Annotated in this window: 16 protein-coding genes and 1 other RNA gene; 5 read left to right on the top strand and 12 right to left on the bottom strand. The window is 70.4% G+C overall.

Annotated elements, in window-relative coordinates; genetic code table 11:
• From murG to rnpB, 10 genes are all read right to left on the bottom strand, one after another.
• Positions 1-1,116 (bottom strand): undecaprenyldiphospho-muramoylpentapeptide beta-N-acetylglucosaminyltransferase, encoded by a 1,116-nt coding sequence (gene murG, locus ASD78_RS04910; protein WP_056098758.1) that lies wholly within the window; start codon positions 1,114-1,116, stop codon positions 1-3.
• Positions 1,113-2,414 carry a putative lipid II flippase FtsW gene (gene ftsW / locus ASD78_RS04905; RefSeq protein WP_055908601.1) on the bottom strand — a complete coding sequence of 434 codons (1,302 nt, stop codon included), beginning with the start codon at positions 2,412-2,414 and terminating at the stop codon, positions 1,113-1,115. The genes murG and ftsW overlap by 4 nt, the downstream gene beginning before the upstream one ends.
• The gene (gene mraY, locus ASD78_RS04900; protein ID WP_055908605.1) at positions 2,414-3,499 is read right to left on the bottom strand and encodes a phospho-N-acetylmuramoyl-pentapeptide-transferase; all 1,086 of its coding nucleotides are present in this window, start codon (positions 3,497-3,499) and stop codon (positions 2,414-2,416) included. Before mraY ends, ftsW begins: the two co-directional genes overlap by 1 nt.
• Positions 3,489-4,895 (bottom strand): UDP-N-acetylmuramoyl-tripeptide--D-alanyl-D-alanine ligase, encoded by a 1,407-nt coding sequence (gene murF, locus ASD78_RS04895; protein WP_056098756.1) that lies wholly within the window; start codon positions 4,893-4,895, stop codon positions 3,489-3,491. The genes mraY and murF overlap by 11 nt, the downstream gene beginning before the upstream one ends.
• Positions 4,892-6,352 (bottom strand): UDP-N-acetylmuramoyl-L-alanyl-D-glutamate--2,6-diaminopimelate ligase, encoded by a 1,461-nt coding sequence (locus ASD78_RS04890; RefSeq protein WP_056099834.1) that lies wholly within the window; start codon positions 6,350-6,352, stop codon positions 4,892-4,894. The genes murF and ASD78_RS04890 overlap by 4 nt, the downstream gene beginning before the upstream one ends.
• Before the next feature lie 17 nt (positions 6,353-6,369).
• The gene (locus ASD78_RS04885) at positions 6,370-8,316 is read right to left on the bottom strand and encodes a penicillin-binding protein 2 (RefSeq protein ID WP_082575431.1); all 1,947 of its coding nucleotides are present in this window, start codon (positions 8,314-8,316) and stop codon (positions 6,370-6,372) included.
• Positions 8,313-8,579, bottom strand: a complete 267-nt coding sequence (ftsL, locus tag ASD78_RS04880) for a cell division protein FtsL (protein ID WP_055908611.1) — start codon at positions 8,577-8,579, stop codon at positions 8,313-8,315. Before ftsL ends, ASD78_RS04885 begins: the two co-directional genes overlap by 4 nt.
• On the bottom strand, positions 8,576-9,517 hold the full coding sequence (rsmH, locus tag ASD78_RS04875) for a 16S rRNA (cytosine(1402)-N(4))-methyltransferase RsmH (RefSeq protein WP_056098754.1): 942 nt from the start codon (positions 9,515-9,517) through the stop codon (positions 8,576-8,578). The genes ftsL and rsmH overlap by 4 nt, the downstream gene beginning before the upstream one ends.
• A gap of 11 nt (positions 9,518-9,528) precedes the next feature.
• Positions 9,529-9,975: a division/cell wall cluster transcriptional repressor MraZ gene (gene mraZ / locus ASD78_RS04870; protein ID WP_055908618.1), complete on the bottom strand. Its 447-nt coding sequence runs from the start codon at positions 9,973-9,975 to the stop codon at positions 9,529-9,531.
• Positions 9,976-10,762: 787 nt separating this feature from the next.
• Positions 10,763-11,123, bottom strand: an RNA gene (rnpB, locus tag ASD78_RS07860) — RNase P RNA component class A.
• A 91-nt stretch (positions 11,124-11,214) separates the two neighbouring features.
• Here rnpB and ASD78_RS04865 point away from each other — a divergent pair.
• A complete protein-coding gene (locus tag ASD78_RS04865) occupies positions 11,215-11,553 on the top strand; it encodes a hypothetical protein (RefSeq protein ID WP_056098752.1) in 339 nt (112 codons plus the stop codon).
• Between the two features lie 12 nt (positions 11,554-11,565).
• Here the strand turns inward: ASD78_RS04865 and rsmI are convergent, their stop codons facing one another.
• Entirely contained in the window at positions 11,566-12,390 is an 825-nt protein-coding gene (rsmI, locus tag ASD78_RS04860; protein WP_056098750.1) for a 16S rRNA (cytidine(1402)-2'-O)-methyltransferase, read from the bottom strand.
• 76 nt (positions 12,391-12,466) lie between these two features.
• Here rsmI and ASD78_RS04855 point away from each other — a divergent pair, with 76 nt between their 5' ends.
• Genes ASD78_RS04855 through ASD78_RS04840 form a run of 4 tightly spaced genes read left to right on the top strand, consistent with a single transcriptional unit; the run spans position 12,467 to position 16,260 of the window.
• Entirely contained in the window at positions 12,467-13,915 is a 1,449-nt protein-coding gene (locus ASD78_RS04855) for a penicillin-binding protein activator (RefSeq protein WP_235566443.1), read from the top strand.
• Between the two features lie 14 nt (positions 13,916-13,929).
• The gene (locus tag ASD78_RS04850) at positions 13,930-14,322 is read left to right on the top strand and encodes a YraN family protein (protein WP_056098748.1); all 393 of its coding nucleotides are present in this window, start codon (positions 13,930-13,932) and stop codon (positions 14,320-14,322) included.
• A 7-nt stretch (positions 14,323-14,329) separates the two neighbouring features.
• On the top strand, positions 14,330-14,881 hold the full coding sequence (locus ASD78_RS04845; protein WP_056098746.1) for a metal-dependent hydrolase: 552 nt from the start codon (positions 14,330-14,332) through the stop codon (positions 14,879-14,881).
• Entirely contained in the window at positions 14,878-16,260 is a 1,383-nt protein-coding gene (locus tag ASD78_RS04840; RefSeq protein WP_056098743.1) for an FAD-linked oxidase C-terminal domain-containing protein, read from the top strand. The genes ASD78_RS04845 and ASD78_RS04840 overlap by 4 nt, the downstream gene beginning before the upstream one ends.
• A 259-nt stretch (positions 16,261-16,519) precedes the next feature.
• Here the strand turns inward: ASD78_RS04840 and thiL are convergent, their stop codons facing one another.
• Positions 16,520-17,467 (bottom strand): thiamine-phosphate kinase, encoded by a 948-nt coding sequence (gene thiL, locus ASD78_RS04835; RefSeq protein WP_056098741.1) that lies wholly within the window; start codon positions 17,465-17,467, stop codon positions 16,520-16,522.
• Positions 17,468-17,469: the final 2 nt, after the last annotated feature.

The raw sequence follows: 17,469 nt of genomic DNA, 5'->3' as shown, positions 1-17,469 counted from the left end.
TCATGCCGGCTTCCTCATGTTCGATTGCTCCAGGACGATGTCGGCGACCCGTTCGGCCGCGTCGGGTTTGGCCAGGGCGCGCGCGGCGATGGCCATCTGCAGCAGGCCCTCGCGCTCGCCGAGAATTTCGATGGTGGCCGAGATGCGTTCGGCCAGATCGGTGCTCTGCGGCAGCAGCTGGGCCGCGCCGCGATCGACCAGGTACTGCGCGTTCTTGGTCTGGTGGTCGTCGACCGCCTGCGGGAACGGCACCAGCACGCTGCCGACGCCGACGGCGCACAGCTCGGCCAGGGTCAGCGCGCCGGCCCGGCAGATCACCAGATCGGCCCAGGCGTAGGCGGCGGCCATGTCTGCGATGAACGGTTCGACCGAAGCGGTCACGCCGGCGTCGGCATAGGCGCGCACCGCGTCGTCGCGCAGCTTCTCGCCGCACTGATGACGCACCTCGCAGCTCAGGCGGCCATGCAGACCGGCGATCGCCTTGGGCACGGCGGCGTTGAGCGCGCGCGCGCCCTGGCTGCCGCCCAGCACCAGCAGGCGCAGCGGCCCGCTGCGTCCGCCGAAGCGTTCGGCCGGAGGCGCGACCGCGGCGATCTCGGCGCGTACCGGATTGCCGACGACTTCTTCGTTGCGGTTCGTGAAGGTGTCCGGGAAACCGGTCAGCACGTGGCGGGCGAAACGCGCGAGCACGCGGTTGGTCATGCCGGGGGCGCGGTTTTGTTCGTGCACGATCAACGGAATGCCGGCCAGGCGCGCAGCGATGCCGCCGGGCCCGGCGGCGTAACCGCCGAAGCTGATCACCGCGCACGGCTGACGCTCGCGCAGGGTTTGCGCCGCTGCACGCACCGCCGATAGCACCTTGAACGGCGCCGCCAGCAGAGCGGCCACGCCCTTGCCGCGGATGCCGCGCACCGCGATGGTGTCGATGGCGATGCCGTGCTGCGGCACCAGCCGCGTTTCCATGCCGCCGTCGGCGCCCAGCCACAGCACCGGCGCGCCGCGCGCGATCAGCGCATGCGCGACCGCGAGCCCCGGGAAGATATGCCCGCCGGTGCCGCCGGCGAGGATCATCACCGGATGCAGGTCGGAGTCGGTGGCAGCGCTGTGCACGCTCATGCCGTCGTCCTCCCCAGGCTGGGTTCGGCGCGCTGGCGCAGGCGGCTGGTGCCGCGCGCGGGATCGCCAGCGACGCCCGGCAGCGGATTGGCGGTCGCCGGCACGCCGGCCGAAGGCTGCGCGGCCTCGTTGCGCAGGCGCGCGACCTGACGCTGGGCGCGGTCGAGCTCGTAGGACACCCGCAGCAGCACGCCCAGCGCGGCGCAGGTCATGATCACGCTGGAGCCGCCGTAGGAAATCATCGGCAGGGTCAGGCCCTTGGTCGGCAGCAAGCCCAGGTTCACGCCGATCGAGACGAAGCTCTGCAGGCTCATCCACAGGGCGATACCGAAGGCGATGTAGCCGGAGAAGTGGCGGCGCATCTCGACGCACTTCAATCCGATCCAGAACGCGCGCCCGGCCAGCAGCGCGTACAGGCCGACCACCAGGCATACGCCGAGGAAACCGAACTCCTCGGCGATCACCGCCAGGATGAAGTCGGTATGCGCCTCGGGCAGGTACGACAGCTTCTGCACCGACGCGCCCAGGCCCACGCCCAGCCATTCGCCGCGGCCGACCGCCATCAGCGCGTTGGTGAGCTGGTAGCCGGTCTTGAACGGATCCGCCCAGGGATTCAGGAACGAGGTCAGACGGCTCACGCGGTAGGGCTCGGCGATCGCGACGATCGCCAGCACCGGCAGGCCGATCAGCACCGGGCCGAACATGCGCGGCATGTTCACGCCGCCCAGCACCAGCATGCCGGCAGTGATCGCCAGGATCAGCGACGAGGAACCGAAGTCCGGCTGCATCAGCAGCATCGCCACCAGCACCACGGCCACGCCGATCGGCTTGAGCATCGCCAGCCAGGTCGCCGAGATATCCTCGCTGAAGCGCTTCAGATAGCTCGCCAGCCACAGGATGTAGAGCAGCTTGACCGCTTCCACGGCCTGAAAATTCGACACGCCCAGGTTGAGCCAGCGGCGCGCGCCGTTGACGCTCTTGCCGATGCCGGGCACGAACACCGCCAGCAGCAGGGCCAGGCACACCAGCAACAGCAGCTGGTTGTGCTGCTCGATGGTCTTGAGTTCGGTGCGCATCAGCCACACCGCCGCGACCAGGCCGATCGCCAGGAACACCGCGTGCCGGGTCAGGAAGTAGAACGGCCCGACGTCGTGGCCGTCGGCCACGCCGATGGAAGCCGAGCCGACCATGACCAGACCGACGCAGGCCAGCGCGCACGACACCGCCAGCAGCCACGGATCGTAGCGTCCGTGGATGGCGTCCAGTCGTGTTGCCTGGCGAGCGGCGGAGTCGTTCATCAGCGCACCTTCAAGGTCGCCAGGCCGACGAGGACGAGCACCACCGAGATGATCCAGAAGCGCACGATCACGCGCGGCTCGGGCCAGCCCTTAAGCTCGAAGTGGTGATGGATCGGCGCCATCCGGAACACGCGCTTGCCGGTGAGCTTGAACGAGGCGACCTGGATCATCACCGACAGCGTTTCGATCACGAACACGCCGCCCATGACCACCAGCACCAGTTCCTGGCGCACGATCACCGCGACGGTGCCGAGCACCGCGCCCAGCGCCAGCGCACCGATGTCGCCCATGAACACCATCGCCGGATAGGTGTTGAACCACAGGAAGCCCAGGCCGGCGCCCGCGATCGCGGCGCAGATGATCACCAGCTCGCCCGCGCCCGGTACCTGCGGGATCTGCAGGTAGTTGGAGAACACCGCGTTGCCCGAGGCGTAGGCGAACACGCCCAGCGCGCAGGCGACCAGCACGGTCGGCATGATCGCCAGACCATCCAGGCCATCGGTCAGGTTGACCGCGTTGGAGAAGCCGACGATCCAGAAGTAGGCGATCGCGATGAAGCTCACGCCCACCAGCGGCAGCGCGACCGACTTCAGCATCGGGATGTAGAAGGTGGTCGCGGCCGGGGCATCGGCGGTGTAGTACAAGAACACGCCCGCGGCCAGGCCGAAGATCGACTGCAGCAGATACTTCCAGCGCGACTTCAGGCCGTTGGGATCGCGGTGCACGATCTTGATCCAGTCGTCGTACCAGCCGATCGCGCCGAACGCGAGCATCACCGCGATCACCAGCCAGACGTAGCGGTTGCGCAGGTCGCCCCACAGCAGCACCGAGGCCAGCACGGTCATCAGGATCAGCGCCCCGCCCATGGTCGGCGTGCCGGCCTTGGAGAAGTGCGACTGCGGGCCGTCCTTGCGGATCGGCTGGCCGCCCTTGTACTGGGCGAGCTTGCGGATCACCGCCGGCCCCCACCACAACGACAGCCCGAGCGCGGTCAGCGCGCTGAGGATGCCGCGGAACGTCAGGTATCCGAACAGACCGAACAGGCTCTGCAGTTGTTCCAGCCAGCGCGTCAGTTCAAGCAGCATGCGTCGATTCCTCCCCATCCGGCGACGCGTCGCTGGCCAGCAGCGCAGTCACGATCCGATCCATCGCGCTACCGCGCGACCCCTTCACCAGCGCGCGCACACCCTCGCGCAGCTCCGCCGCGAGCGCCTGCGACAGCGCCTCATGGCTTTGGTAATGCGTGGCGCCTTCGCCGAATGCGCGCGCCGCTTCGACGCTGAGCGGACCCAGCGCGAACAGGCGCTTGAGGCCGGCGCCCTTGGCACGTCGGCCGGCCTCGGCGTGCATCGCCGCACCGTCCGGGCCGAGCTCGCGCATGTCGCCCAGCACCAGCCAGCCCTCGCCCGCGCGGCCGTGCGCGGTGGCATCGGCGAGCGTGTCGATGGCCGCGGCCACCGAACCGGGATTGGCGTTGTAGCTGTCGTCGATCAGCACCGCGCCGCTACGCAGGCGATGCGTGACCAGGCGCCCGGACACCGGACGCGCGGCGTTCAGGCCCTCGGCGATGGTCGCCAGGGCCACGCCTGCGCCCAGCGCCAGCGATGCGGCCGCGAGCGCGTTGCGCACGTTGTGGCGGCCGGGGATGGCGAGCGCGATCGCGGCCTCGCCCTGCGGCGTGGTCAGCACGAACTGCGAACCTTCCTCGCCCAGGCGGATGTCGCGCGCGCTCACGTCGGCGCTGGTGTCCAGGCCGAAACGGATCAGGCGACGGCCGTGCGCGCGTTCGGCGAAGAACGGCGCGAACGCATCGTCGGCGTTGATCACCGCGACCCCGTCCGGCGGCAGCGTGTCGTAGACCGCGGCCTTGGTATCGGCGATCGCGAGCAGGCTGCCCATGCGCTCCAGGTGCGCGGGCGCGACGTTGTTGACCACGGCCACGCGCGGCGGCGCGATCGCGGTCAGGTAGGCGATATCGCCGGGCGCGCCGGTGCCCATCTCGTAGACCGCGAACTGCGCGTCCTCGGGCGCGGCCAGCACCGCCAGCGGCATGCCGATCTCGTTGTTGCGGTTGCCCGGCGTCGCGTAGGCGCGGCCGGCGCGTTCGAGGATCGCGATGGTCAGGTTCTTGACGCTGGTCTTGCCGCTGCTGCCGGTGATCGCCAGCGTGGTCGTGGCCGTGCGCTCGCGCTGCACCGCGGTGGCGAAGGCGGCCAGCGCGCGCTCGGTGTCGGCGACGATCACCTGCGGCAGCGCCGTATCGAGCTGGCGCGACACCAATGCGCCGGCCACGCCGGCGGCGGCCGCGGCGCCGACATGGTCGTGACCGTCGAAGCGCTCGCCCTTGAGCGCGACGAACAGGGCGTCGCCCGCCTCGGCCAGGGCGCGGGTATCGGTGACGACTGCGGCGACCACGGCGTCCTCGCCGTGCAGGCGGCCGCCGGTCATGCGCGCGATCTCGGACAGGCGCAGCCGCTTCATGGCCTCGCCTCCAGCGCCGCATGCGCGATGCGAGTGTCGTCGAAGGGATGCTGCACGCCGTCTATTTCCTGGTAAGGCTCGTGGCCCTTGCCGGCGACCAGCACGATGTCGTCCGGACCGGCATCGGCGATCGCGCGCGCGATCGCCGCGGCACGGTCGCGCAGCACGATCGCGCGCTCGGGATGGGCGAAGCCGGCGACGATGTCGGCGACGATGGCATCGCCGTCTTCGCGGCGCGGGTTGTCGTCGGTGACCACGACCGTGTCGGCGCGGGCCTCGGCGATCGCCGCCATCTGCGGACGCTTGCCGCGGTCGCGCTCGCCGCCGCAGCCGAACACGCAGATCAGGCGCGCGCGCGCGTGGCCGCGCAGCGAGGTCAGCGCCTGCTCCAGCGCATCGGGGGTGTGGGCGTAGTCGATCACCACCAACGGACGGCCGGCGTCGCCGCCGAGGCGGTTCATGCGGCCGTGGATCGGCTGCAGCTGCGACAGGGTCGCGGCGATCTGCGCCGGCGCGTCGCCGAGCGCATACAGCGCGCCGGCCACGGCCAGCAGGTTGTCGACGTTGAAGCGGCCCAGCAGCGGCGAGACCACCGCATGGGCCTGGCCGTCGACCACCAGATCGAAGCCGATACCGCGGTTATCGAAGCTCAGCCGCTCGGCACGCAGCTGCGCCTGGTCCGCGCCGCGCGAGCTCAGGCCGATCGCGCGCACCGTCGCCGGCAGGCTCGCGTGCAAACCGCGGCCGAACTCGTCGTCGAGGTTGATCGCGCCGGCCTTCAGGCCCGGCCACGCGAACAGGCGCGCCTTGGCCGCGCCGTAGCTGGCCATGTCGCCGTGGTAGTCGAGGTGATCGCGGGTGAGATTGGTGAACACGCCGACATCGAAATGGGTGCCGTCGACGCGGCCCTGGTCGAGCGCGTGCGAGCTGACTTCCATCGCCACGGCCTGGGCGCCGGCGTCGTGCATTTCGGCGAGCAGCTCGTGCAACTGCAACACCAAAGGCGTGGTGAAGCCGGTCGGCACGACCTCGCCGTAAAGTCCGGCACCGAGCGTGCCGATGGTGCCGCAGCGCAGGCCGCGCAAGGTCCAGGCCTGCGCCAGCAGCTGCACGGTCGAGGTCTTGCCGTTGGTGCCGGTCACCCCGACCACGGTCATCGCCTCGCTGGCCCGGCCGTGGAAGCGGTCGCCCATCTCGCCCAGGCGCGCGCGCAAACCGGGCACGGCGATGGCGTCGGCGGGCGCCGGCAGGTCGGCGGGCGCCGGCGGTTCGAACAGGATCGCGCTCGCGCCCGCGGCGCGCGCCTGGGCGACGAACTTCAGCCCGTGCGCGCCGAAACCGGCGATCGCGACGAAGGCGTTGCCGGCGCGCACGCTGCGGCTGTCCAGGGTAAGCCCGGTGATTTCCAGGTCCGCGGGAACGCCGGCCACGTCGGGCAGCAGTTCGCGCAAGGGCATGCGGCGGCGGACGGCGCTCATCGCCCGGCTCCGATCGGCGCGACCGCGCCGGCCGCCACCGGCGGCAGGTCGGCCGGCAGTTCCTCGAAGCCCTCGGCGACCGCGTCGGCGTCGACCGGCAGCACCGGGCCGCTGGGCTTGCCGCCGTTGGCCCTGAGGCGCTTGGCCTCGGCCGCCGACTGCGCCGCGAGCCAGGTGTCGATATCGTCGGGCGCCACGTCCATCAGGCGCAGCGCACCGTCCATGACGTTGCGGAACACCGGACCGGACACCGAGCCGCCGTAGTAACCGCGCATCGACGGATCCGGCTCGCTGATGACCACGGTCATGGCGAAGCGCGGGCGCTTGACCGGCACCACGCCGGCGAACAGCGAGATGTACTTGTTGGAATAGCCGCCCGTGCCGCTGAACTTGCGCGCGGTGCCGGTCTTGCCGGCGACGTGATAGCCCAGGATCGCCGCGGCCTTGGCGGTGCCGCCGGGCTCGGTCACGGTCTGCATCATGCTCATGACTTCCGCCGCGATCTTCGGTTCCAGCGCCTGGCGCGGCTCGTTGCGCTGGCCGCGCACGAAGGTCGGCGCGATCAGCTTGCCGCCGTTGGCCATCGCCGCGTAGGCCATCGCGATCTGCAACGGCGTCGCCGACAGGCCGTAGCCGTAGGACATGGTCGCCTTGGTGGTGCCGCTCCAGCGGTCCGGCGCCATCAGCACGCCCGAGGACTCGCCCGGGAAGCCGCTTTCGGGCTTGCTGCCGTAACCGAAGCCCTTCACGAACTGGTAGTAGTAGTCGTTCGGCAGCGGCAGCGCGAGCTTGGCCGCGCCGACGTTGGAACTCTTGGTGATCACGCCGGTGACCGTCAGCACACCATAGTTATGGGTGTCGTTGATGCGGTAGCGGCCGTTGGCCATCGAACCGGGCGTGGTGTCGACGATGGTGTTGGGCGTGACCCGGCCCGACTGCAGGGCCGCCGCGATGGTGATCGGCTTCATGGTCGAGCCCGGCTCGACCACGTCGGTGACGGCGCGGTTGCGGTGCGTGTCCGGGTTGCCCGAGCCGAGCAGGTTCGGGTTGTAGGTCGGCAGGTTGGCCATCGCCAGCACTTCGCCGGTGTCCACGTCCAGGACCACCGCCGAACCGCTGCTGGCGCCGGTTTCGAGCAGGGCGCGGCGCAGTTCGCGGTAGGTCAGGTACTGGATGCGGCGGTCGATCGTGAGCGTCAGGTCGTGGCCGGGCTCGGCCGACTTGAGCAGATCGACGTTCTCGATGATGCGGCCGGCGCCGTCGCGGATCACGCGCTTGGCGCCGGGCTTGCCGCGCAGCCAGTCGTCGAAGGCCAGCTCCAGCCCTTCCTGGCCGCGGTCGTCGATATTGGTGAAGCCCAGCACGTGCGCCATCGCTTCGCCCTGGGGGTAGAAGCGGCGGAATTCGCGCTGCGAGAACACGCCCGGGATCTTGCGGGCGAGGATGCGGTGCGCCTCGTCCGGATTGATCCGGCGCTTGAGGTACAGGAATTCCTTGCCCGAGCGCTGGCTGAGCTTGCGGGTCAGGTAGTCGGTCGGCACGCCCAGCGCGGCCGCGAGTTCCGGCAGGCGGGCCGGATTCTTCAGCAGTTCCTTGGGGTTGCCCCAGATCGATTCGACCGGCGTCGACACCGCCAGCGGCTCGCCGTTGCGATCGGTGATCATGCCGCGCGAAGTCGGGATCGGAATCTCGCGCAGCGCGCGCGCGTCGCCCTGCTGGCGGTAGAAGTCGTTGCCGAGCACCTGCAGATAGAACGCACGCCCGACCAGCGCCACCGCGCACAGGCCCAGGACGCCGCCGACGATCAGCAGACGATTGCGCAGGTCGAAGCGGGCGCGGCCGCGCGGCTTGCCGCCGCCGCGGTCGGGGCTGCCGCGCTTGCCGCGCTCGCCCAGCAGGCGATCCAGCGGGCCGCTGCGATGGTCGTCGCGACGGCCGCTCATGGCTTGATCACCACGGTTTCGGCGCCTTCCGGGAACTTCATGCCGAGGCGGTCGCGCGCGACCTGGTCGATGCGGTTGCTCTCGGCCCAGGTCGCCTGCTCCAACTGCAGGCGGCCGAACTCGATGTTGAGTTCGTCGCGCTCGCGGTCGAGCTTGTTGAGCTGGATGAAGTACTGGCGGTGCTGATGGCGCGCGTAGACCACGGCCAGGGCCGAGGCCAGGTTCGCCACCACCAGCACGGTCAGGAGCAGGCGCAGGGTCATGCCGCCTCCCCCAGTTTCTCGGCCACGCGCAGCACCGCGCTGCGCGCGCGCGGGTTGTCGAAGGTCTCGTCGTGGTCGGCCTTCTGGGCGCCGCCGATCGCCAGCAGGGTCGGGGTGAATGCGATCTCGACCGGCATGCGTCGGTTGGCCGGCGGAGCCTTGCTGTGGCGCGCGATGAACTGCTTGACGATGCGGTCTTCCAGCGAATGGAAACTGATCACGGCCAGCCGGCCGCCGGGCTTGAGCCGCGCCAATACCGCGTCCAGGCCGATTTCCAGATCGGCCAGCTCGCGATTGATGAAGATGCGGATGGCCTGGAAGCTGCGGGTGGCCGGGTGGATCTTCTGGTCGCCGCGCGGGATCACCGAGGCGATCAGGTCGGCCAGCTGCGCGGTGCGCAGCAGCGGCTGCTCGCCGCGGCGGGCGACGATGGTGCGCGCGATCTTGCGGCTCTGGCGCTCCTCGCCGTAGGTCCACAGCACGTCGGCGATCTCGCGCTCGTCCGCGCGCGCCAGCCACTGTGCCGCGCTTTCGCCGCTGTCGGGGTCCATGCGCATGTCGAGCGGACCGTCCTTGCCGAAGCTGAAGCCGCGCTCGGCCACGTCCAGCTGCGGCGAGGACACGCCCAGGTCCAGCAGCACGCCGTCCAGACCGGACGCGGTCGCGTCCCACTGCGCCAGTTCGGCGAAGCTGCCGCGGAAGATCGCCACGCGCGGATCGGCGCCGAACTCGCGTTCGGCGACGGCGATCGCTTCGGGATCCTTGTCCATCAGCAGCAGCCGGCCTCCGGCGCCGAGTTGATCGAGTACGCCGCGCGCGTGACCGCCACGGCCGAACGTCCCATCCAGGTACGTCCCACTCCCGTTGACCTGCAGGCCTTCCAGTACCTGCCGATACATGACGGGGAGGTGGCCGGACCGCGCACCCGGGCGCTCCATGCCACCGCCCGTCACAGCTGCAGGTCGAGCAGCTCGTCGCTCAGATCGTCGTCGGTAATGGTCTGACGGATCTGGGCGTGATGCGCCTGCTCGCTCCACAACTCGAATTTGTCGCCCATGCCCAGCAGCACGGCCTTCTTCTCTATGCCCACGGCGGCGCGATGGCTGGCCGGCACAGTGATGCGGCCGTTGCCGTCGAGCTCGACGAACGACGCCGCACCGACCAGCTTGAGCTGGATGTTGCGGTTGACCTTCTTGGCCTTGGGCAGGGCGTTGACCTGATCGCGCACGCGCTCCCAGACCGTCAGCGGATAGAGATAGAGGCTGCCGGCCTCGAACGGGTTGTAGGTGATGACCAGGCGGTTGCCGCAATCGCGCGCGACAAGATCGCGGTAGGCGGTGGGCACCGCCAGCCGGCCCTTGTCGTCGATCGTGATGGCGGTTTCGCCCTGGAACATTGCCCACCTTGTGCGGCGCCCCTCTCTACCGGACGGGTCGCCTGGTTAGGTCCGCCTTGTGGGCGGATTACCTGCGTTCTGGCCGCCAACCGGCGGCCAAGGCCTCTGAAAAACCACAAAAAACCCGGTTTTCCCTCAGATGCCCACCTTAGCACTGCGCACAAGGTTGTCAACAACTTTTGAGACGGAATTTCGCTAGGCGCATCAATGGCTTGCGGCACTCTTCAGAGTTTTATTCAAGACTTATCCACTAACCTTTGTTTCGTCTCATGTTTTGAGATTCTGGCGATTAGTTTGACCGTCGTCGCAATCCTGAACCGGAGCCGAGCGGGCATGCTGCGGTGCAACAATAAATCTCAGCGTGTCGTGAGCCGGCGGAATGGACAGGGAAGCGGTCAGAGTGGGTCAGAAATAGGGGGAATCTCACCGATTGACGCGACTAGGTCGTCTCAACGTCGTCGATCTTGTGCGTTTGCGCCTTCGGCGCGCCCTCACCCCAGCCCTCTCCCGCAAGCAGGAGAGGGAGCGAAAAGCGCGTTCGACATAAATGCACGCATCGCATGCAACTCGTCAGAGGCCCAATGCAGGAACGCGAGAAAACTGGCGCCCGTTTCACCCTCTCAATCTGAAACGCCCAGACCACAAACGGAGCGCTGCCCCGCTTATGGAGAGCCCCCTTAGTAAGGGGGCGCGGCGACAGCCGCGGGGATTGGAGAAGTGGCCCGGGGCCCAAAGTTTGCTCCGCAAACTTTGGGGCTTTTTTAGACGCCCTCGGCGTCTAAAAAAGCGGCGGAGCCGGCCATAAGCCGGGTTCTGTCGTGAGCAGTCATTCCTCTAGGCGCAGCGTCACCGCTACGCTCAAGCAGCCTACCCGGAGACACCGCGGGCCGCGGCATAGTCTCCCTATTTGGCCTTGCTCCCGGTGGGGTTTGCCGTGCCGGTCCGTTGCCGGACTCGCGGTGCGCTCTTACCGCACCGTTTCACCCTTACCACGCACGTCTTGCGACGCCGTTCGGCGGTCTGCTCTCTGTTGCACTTTCCGTCGGCTCGCGCCGCCCAGGCGTTACCTGGCACCGTGCCCTGTGGAGCCCGGACTTTCCTCGGCACCCGATCTTGCGATCCGATGACGCGACTGCCTGGCCGACTCCGCCGCGCGCATTGTCGCACGTGCGACGCCGCGGCACGGCTAAATTGACGAGTACGACGCAGCCCGCGCTCAGGCGAGGATCAGTTGGCCCCATGCAAAGCGACGACCCGGAAGACCATTACCCGCTGTATCCGCTGGGCATGCTGCGCCGTCATGGCCTGATCGGCGCTCAGGATCTGGCCGAGCGCCTGCCCGACTGGACCGAACAGCAACTGCGCGACGCCTTCTGGCCCGCCTATCGCTCGATCCGCGAGACCGAAGCCGAACTGGAGCAGGCGTCCGGCATCGACGGCGGCGAGCGGGTGATGCTGCTTAACGGCCTGCCGCTCTTCGTGTCCGAAGATATCTGGAACTTCCAGGTACTGGCCGGCCCGGAATTGATGGATCGACTGGTCGCCGCGCTTGCGCACCCACGTCCGCCGCGAACATAGGCGCGGGACGTTTCAATCGCCGCCGTACAGCGCCTTGCGCGGCGCACCGCTGAGTTCGGCAGCGAGCTTGGCCGCCTGCGAGGGCTTCAGGTACTCGACCAGTTTCGCGTACAGCCTGCGCCCCTCGACTACCTGGGCGTCGGCGTCTTCGCCCGCTCCTTCGATCATCACCACGAACTCGCCCTTGCGCTGGTTCGGATCGGCGGCGACGCGTTCGCGCAATTGCGCCAGGGTTCCGTCGAGCACGGTTTCGAACAGCTTGGTCAGTTCGCGCGCGATCACCGCCGGGCGCTCATCGCCGAACGCCGCGGCCATGTCGGCCAGCGCCTCCTCGATGCGGTGCGCGGATTCGTAGAACAGCAGGGTCCGAGGTTCCGCGGCCAGCCGCGCCAGGCGCTCGCGGCGCGCGGAGGCCTTGGCCGGCAGGAAGCCCTCGAACGCGAACCGGTCCGAGGCCAGCCCGGCCACGCTCAGCGCGGCGATCGCGGCGCAGGCGCCGGGCACCGGCGAAACCCGGATGCCGGCGGCGCGCGCGGCCCGCACCAGGCGGAAGCCGGGGTCGCTGACCAGCGGGGTGCCGGCGTCGGAGACCAGCGCCAGCGAATCGCCCGCCTGCAGGCGTGCGACCAGCTGCGCCGCCTGCGCGTCTTCGTTGTGCTGGTGCAGGGCCAGCAGCGGCCGCTCCAGGCCGAAGTGGGCGAGCAGCTGACGGGTGTGGCGGGTGTCCTCGGCGCAGATCGCGGCGACGCCTCGCAGGGTCTCGAGCGCGCGCGGCGAGAGGTCGCCGAGGTTGCCGATCGGGGTCGCAACGATGTGGAGGGTACCGGGGCTTTGCATCGTGCTTCCGTGTCGGGGCCGGGTAGAATCGTACCCGGTCCCCCAAGGAACGCCGCGTCGCGGCGAAATCATGCCGATGCGCCTTCAGCCCGAGATCACCGGATCCCACCCCACGCGCCCCCACCCCACGCGCTCCGCCGCGCGCGCCGGTTGGCGCGGCGCCCGGATCGCGCTCGCCGCCCTGGCCCTCGGCCTGACCCTGGCCGGCTGCGGCACGGTGACCACCCACACCGGTCCGGCGCCGGCACGCACCGCCGGGCATCCGCTGGTGGTCCAGGCCAGCGAACTCGCGCGCAACGGCGCAGCCCTCAGCGGCGCCGCGCGCACCGAGAACGACAGCCAAATCGAGCGCCTGCTGACCCAGCTGGACAACGACAGCCTGGCGCGCGAAGCCGCCGCGCTGCCGCCGGGCGACCCGCTCTACAACTACGCCGGCCGCGCCCTGCTGCGCCGCGGCCTGCCGCTGCCGCGTCCGTTCGACCGCGGCGAAGGCTGGCGCTTCGACGCCAAGCGTCCGCCGGCCGACAGCGACGGCTACCGTCCGCCGACCAAGATCGCGGTGCTGCTGCCCTTGTCCGGCGCCATGGCCACTGCGGCCTCGCCGGTGCGCGACGGCTTCCTGGCCGGCTACTACGGCGAAAACCGCCGGCGCCCGGACGTGGTGTTCTACGACACGCTCGGCACCGCCGGCGGCACCCTCGCCGCCTACGACAAGGCCGCCGCCGAGGGCAACGATTTCGTGGTCGGCCCGCTCGGCCGCGACGAAGTCAGCGCGCTGTTCGGCAAGGGCGCGCTGCCGGTGCCGGTGCTCGCGCTCAACCGCGGCTCGGTCGCACCGCCGTCGGGCAATGCCAGCTTCTCGCTGTCGCCGGAAGACGAAGGTATCGCCGCGGCCGATTACCTGCTGAGCCAGGGCGCGCGTCGCGTGCTGGTGGTCGGCGGCGCCGACGACGGCCAGAACCGCGCGGTGGCCGCGTTGCGCGCGCGCCTGGGCGACCGCGGCGGCAGCGTCACCGACACGGTCGGCGAAGGCACCGCGGACTTCGCGCCGTTCGCCAGCAAGGACGGCGGCGTCGATGCGGTCTTCCTCGCGGTCAAGGGCGCCTCGGCGCGCACGCTGATGCCGAAACTGGCCCTGGCCGGCCTGGGCGGCAAGCCGCGCGTGGCGACCTCCTACGTGCTCTCGGGCACCGGCAAGCCGGAACAGGACCGCGTCCTCGACGGCGTCGTGTTCCCGTCCGAAGCCTGGACCACGCGCGGCGTGCGCGGCCTGCCGGCGGCGGCGTCGGCCGGTCAGACCCTGCCGACCGCACGCGGGCCGGCCGCGCGCCTGTTCGCGTTCGGCTACGACGCCTGGCTGCTGTCGGCGTATCTGGAACGCCTGGCGACCGCCGCCGACGGCCAGGTCGCCGGCGCGACCGGCACCCTGCGCGTCGACGGCTTCGGCAATGTGATGCGCACGCCGGCCTGGTCGGTCTTCAGCAGCGGCGTGGCCGTCTCGTTGAGCGACGTCGCGCGCCATTAAGCGGGCCTGAGCGCATGCCCGCGCCACTGGACCGACGCAGCCGCGGCGCGGCGGTCGAGGCGGCCGCGCGTGCGCACCTGCTCGCACACGGGCTGCGCGAGATCGCGGCAAACGCCAGCTTCCGTTTCGGCGAACTCGATCTGGTGATGCTCGACCCGGGCCCGCGCGAGCCGTGCGTGGTGTTCGTCGAAGTGCGTTACCGCCGCAGCGCAGCCTTCGGCGGCGGTGCGGTCTCGGTCGATGCCGGCAAGCGCCGGCGCCTGGTGCAGGCGGCGCTTGCCTTCCTCGCCGCGCACCGCCAGTACAGCAACGCGCCCTGCCGCTTCGACGTGATCGAAGCCGACGGCGATCCCGACGCGCCGCGCCTGCATTGGCTGCGCGATGCCTTCCGTGCCGACGAGATCTGAATCCGCCATGCCGACCGTCATTAGCCATGCCGTGGTCCCGCTCGCCCTGGGCTGGGCCCTGGGCCCGCGCCGGGTCGATCGCCGGTTGCTGATCGCCGGCGCGCTCGCGGCCATGCTGCCGGACGCCGACGTGGTCGCCTTCAAGCTCGGCATCGCCTACGCCGACGATTTCGGCCATCGCGGCGCCAGCCATTCCTTCGCGTTCGCCGCCGCGGTCGGCGCGCTGGGCGCGCTCGCCAGCCGCTGGCTGCGCGCGCCGCCGCTGTGGGCGGCGCTGTGGCTGGCGCTGTGCGTGGCCTCGCATCCGCTGTTGGACGCGTTCACCGACGGCGGGCTCGGCGTCGCCCTGCTGTGGCCGTGGTCGGATGCGCGCCTGTTCGCGCCGTGGCGGCCGATCGCGGTGTCGCCGATCGGCGCCGGCTTCTTCAGTCTGCGCGGATTGCAGGTGCTGTGGTCGGAAGTGCAATGGGTGTGGTTGCCGGCGTTGTTGCTGGCCGCACCGCTGGCCCTGATCGCGCGTCGGCGCCCAGGCCGCGGCGGCATGAACGCGCCGGTATGAGCGCGCTGCCGGCCGATCTCGCGCGCACGCTCGCCGGGCTGCTCGGCGACGGCTGGCTGACCGATCCCGGCGAACGCCTGGCCTACGCCTACGACAACTCGCGCCGGCAGGCGCTGCCCGATGCGGTCGCGCTGCCGCGCACGCGCGAGCAGGTGCAGGCGCTGGTGCGCGCCTGCCGCGCGCATCGGGTGGCGGTGGTCGCGCGCGGACGCGGCACCAACACCACCGGCGCCTCGGTGCCGGTCGCGGCCGGCGTGGTGGTGTCGTTCGAACGCATGAACCGCATCCTCGACATCCGCCCCGGCGACCGCTGCGCGGTGGTCGAGCCCGGAGTGATCAACGGCGATCTGCAGACCGCGCTCAAACCGCACGGCCTGTTCTGGCCGCCGGACCCGACCAGCGCCGCCTTCAGCACCGTCGGCGGCAACCTCGCCTGCAACGCCGGCGGGCCGCGCGCGGTGAAGTACGGCGCCAGCCGCGACAACGTGCTCGCGATCACCGCGGTCACCGGCGCCGGCGAACTGATCGTCTGCGGCACCGCCACCACCAAGGGTTCGACCGGCTACGACCTGCACCGCTTGCTGGTCGGCAGCGAAGGCACCCTGGCGCTGATCGTCGAGGCCAGCCTGCGGCTCACGCCCTCGGCGCCGCAACGGCGCGCCGTGCGCGCGATCTACCGCGACGTCTCGTCCGCGGCGCAAGCGGTGGCCCGGCTGATGGCGCAGCCGGTCACCCCGTCGATGCTGGAATTCATGGACGGCGACGCGCTGCGGCTGGCGCGCGATGTCGGTGGCGCGGATCTGCCGCACGAGGCCGGCGCCCTGCTGATGATCGAAGCCGACGGCGATGGCGACACCCTGCCGCAGGCGATCGCGGCCTTGAAACGCGCGGCCGCCGGCGATGGCCTGCTGGCGCTGGACGATGCCGCCGACGAGGCCGCCAGCGAAAAACTGTGGGCGGCGCGCAAGGCGCTGTCGCCGGCATTGCGCACGCTGGCGCCGGGCAAGATCAACGAAGACGTGGTGGTGCCGGTATCGCGCATTCCGCAACTGGTCGACGGCGTGCAGGCGCTGTCGCGCGAGTTCGCGCTGCCCATCGTCTGCTTCGGCCATGCCGGCAACGGCAACCTGCACGTGAATCTGCTGTACGACCCCGCCGACGTTTCCCAGAGCGAACGCGCGAACGCGGCGATGGCGCGCGTGTTCGGCTTGGCCCTGGCTTTGGGCGGCACGCTCTCGGGCGAGCACGGCATCGGGCTGGCGAAACGCGACTTCATGCCGCAGGCCATCGACGCGGCGACGCTGGCGCTGATGCGGCAGCTGAAGACGGTGTTCGATCCGGACGGGATATTGAATCCGGGGAAGCTGTTGCCGCAGTGACGTGGCGACGATTCGATCGGCTTGTGAGCACACTGCCGATCGTAGGATCGCAGCTTCGTCGATCGCGACTTACGTCGCTCCCACAGGGAGCAAGTGGACGGCCTCGTACCTGTGGGAGCGGCGTAAGCCGCGATCGCGTGACTCGGCAGCTGCGAACCAGCACAACACCCTCAGGATGCGGTGAGCCGCAGGCAAACCGCGTCGTCGCGGGGCCGCGCGCAGGCGCGTACCACCGACGCGAAACGCGCCCCATGAACGCCTACGCGGCGAAGTGGTCGTAACCGGTGTTCTGGGCTTGCCAGGGCGAACCGTCCGCGCGGAGCGCCGATACGCCCTCACCCGCCACCACGCGACCGATCGCCGTCACCGCTACGCCCGCGTCGGCCGCAGCGCGCGCGATCGCCTCGCGCGCCGACTCCGGCGCGGTGAAGCACAGTTCGTAGTCGTCGCCCCCGGTTGCCTGCAATCTGCGCCGGGTTTCGGCATCGAAGCTGGCGCGTAAGGCCGCAGAGGCCGGCAAGGCATCGATATCGACCTGCGCGGCGACGCCGCTGGCCGCGCACACGTGCCCCAGGTCGGCCAACAGGCCGTCGGACACGTCGATGCAGGCGTGCGCCTGCCGCAACGCCGGCAGCAAGGCCAGGCGCGGCGTCGGCCGGTCCAGGCGCGCGCGCAGATAAGCATCCATCGCCGCTCCGGCGCGCCACTGCGCCAGTGCGCCGGCCGCGTCGCCGAGACTGCCGCTGATCCAGACCGTGTCGCCGACGCGCGCGCCGTCGCGGCGCGCCGCGCGGCCCGGTTCGACCAGACCGTGCGCGGTCACGCAGACCGACAGCGGGCCGCGGGTGGTGTCGCCGCCGACCAGGGCGACGCCGTGCTGTTCGGCCAGGCCGAGGAAACCGTCCAGGAACGCGTCCAGCCAGGCCGCATCGGCCTGGGGCAGCGACAAGGACAAGGTGCACCACGCCGGCTCGGCGGCCATCGCGGCCAGGTCGGACAGGTTGACCGCCAGCGCCTTCCAGCCGATGTCGGCCGGTGCGGTGTCGTCGGGGAAATGCACGCCCGCGTTGAGCGTGTCCATCGCCACCACCAGCTCGCGACCGGCGGGCACGCGCAGCAGCGCGGCGTCGTCGCCGATGCCGAGCGCGACGTCGTCGCGCGTGGCGACGCGTCGGCGGATGCGCGCGATCAGGTCGAATTCGGCCATCG

This window comes from Lysobacter sp. Root667, assembly GCF_001427715.1.
Classification (GTDB): Bacteria; Pseudomonadota; Gammaproteobacteria; order Xanthomonadales; family Xanthomonadaceae; genus Lysobacter.
The sequence above is the reverse complement of the archived record's forward strand: the minus strand, read 5'-3'. Positions and strand labels throughout refer to the sequence as shown.

Excerpts from the sequence above, each read along its gene's own strand:
- murG (WP_056098758.1), bottom strand. The coding sequence starts at position 1,116 with ATGAGCGTGCACAGCGCTGCCACCGACTCCGACCTGCATCCGGTGATG.
- rsmH (WP_056098754.1), bottom strand. The coding sequence starts at position 9,517 with ATGGAGCGCCCGGGTGCGCGGTCCGGCCACCTCCCCGTCATGTATCGG.
- thiL (WP_056098741.1), bottom strand. The coding sequence starts at position 17,467 with ATGGCCGAATTCGACCTGATCGCGCGCATCCGCCGACGCGTCGCCACG.
- ASD78_RS04890 (WP_056099834.1), bottom strand. The coding sequence starts at position 6,352 with ATGCCCTTGCGCGAACTGCTGCCCGACGTGGCCGGCGTTCCCGCGGAC.
- ASD78_RS04885 (WP_082575431.1), bottom strand. The coding sequence starts at position 8,316 with ATGAGCGGCCGTCGCGACGACCATCGCAGCGGCCCGCTGGATCGCCTG.
- ASD78_RS04865 (WP_056098752.1), top strand. The coding sequence starts at position 11,215 with ATGCAAAGCGACGACCCGGAAGACCATTACCCGCTGTATCCGCTGGGC.
- ASD78_RS04840 (WP_056098743.1), top strand. The coding sequence starts at position 14,878 with ATGAGCGCGCTGCCGGCCGATCTCGCGCGCACGCTCGCCGGGCTGCTC.
- ASD78_RS04845 (WP_056098746.1), top strand. The coding sequence starts at position 14,330 with ATGCCGACCGTCATTAGCCATGCCGTGGTCCCGCTCGCCCTGGGCTGG.
- ASD78_RS04855 (WP_235566443.1), top strand. The coding sequence starts at position 12,467 with ATGCGCCTTCAGCCCGAGATCACCGGATCCCACCCCACGCGCCCCCAC.
- ftsL (WP_055908611.1), bottom strand. The coding sequence starts at position 8,579 with ATGACCCTGCGCCTGCTCCTGACCGTGCTGGTGGTGGCGAACCTGGCC.
- ftsW (WP_055908601.1), bottom strand. The coding sequence starts at position 2,414 with ATGAACGACTCCGCCGCTCGCCAGGCAACACGACTGGACGCCATCCAC.
- rsmI (WP_056098750.1), bottom strand. The coding sequence starts at position 12,390 with ATGCAAAGCCCCGGTACCCTCCACATCGTTGCGACCCCGATCGGCAAC.
- mraZ (WP_055908618.1), bottom strand. The coding sequence starts at position 9,975 with ATGTTCCAGGGCGAAACCGCCATCACGATCGACGACAAGGGCCGGCTG.
- murF (WP_056098756.1), bottom strand. The coding sequence starts at position 4,895 with ATGAAGCGGCTGCGCCTGTCCGAGATCGCGCGCATGACCGGCGGCCGC.
- ASD78_RS04850 (WP_056098748.1), top strand. The coding sequence starts at position 13,930 with ATGCCCGCGCCACTGGACCGACGCAGCCGCGGCGCGGCGGTCGAGGCG.
- mraY (WP_055908605.1), bottom strand. The coding sequence starts at position 3,499 with ATGCTGCTTGAACTGACGCGCTGGCTGGAACAACTGCAGAGCCTGTTC.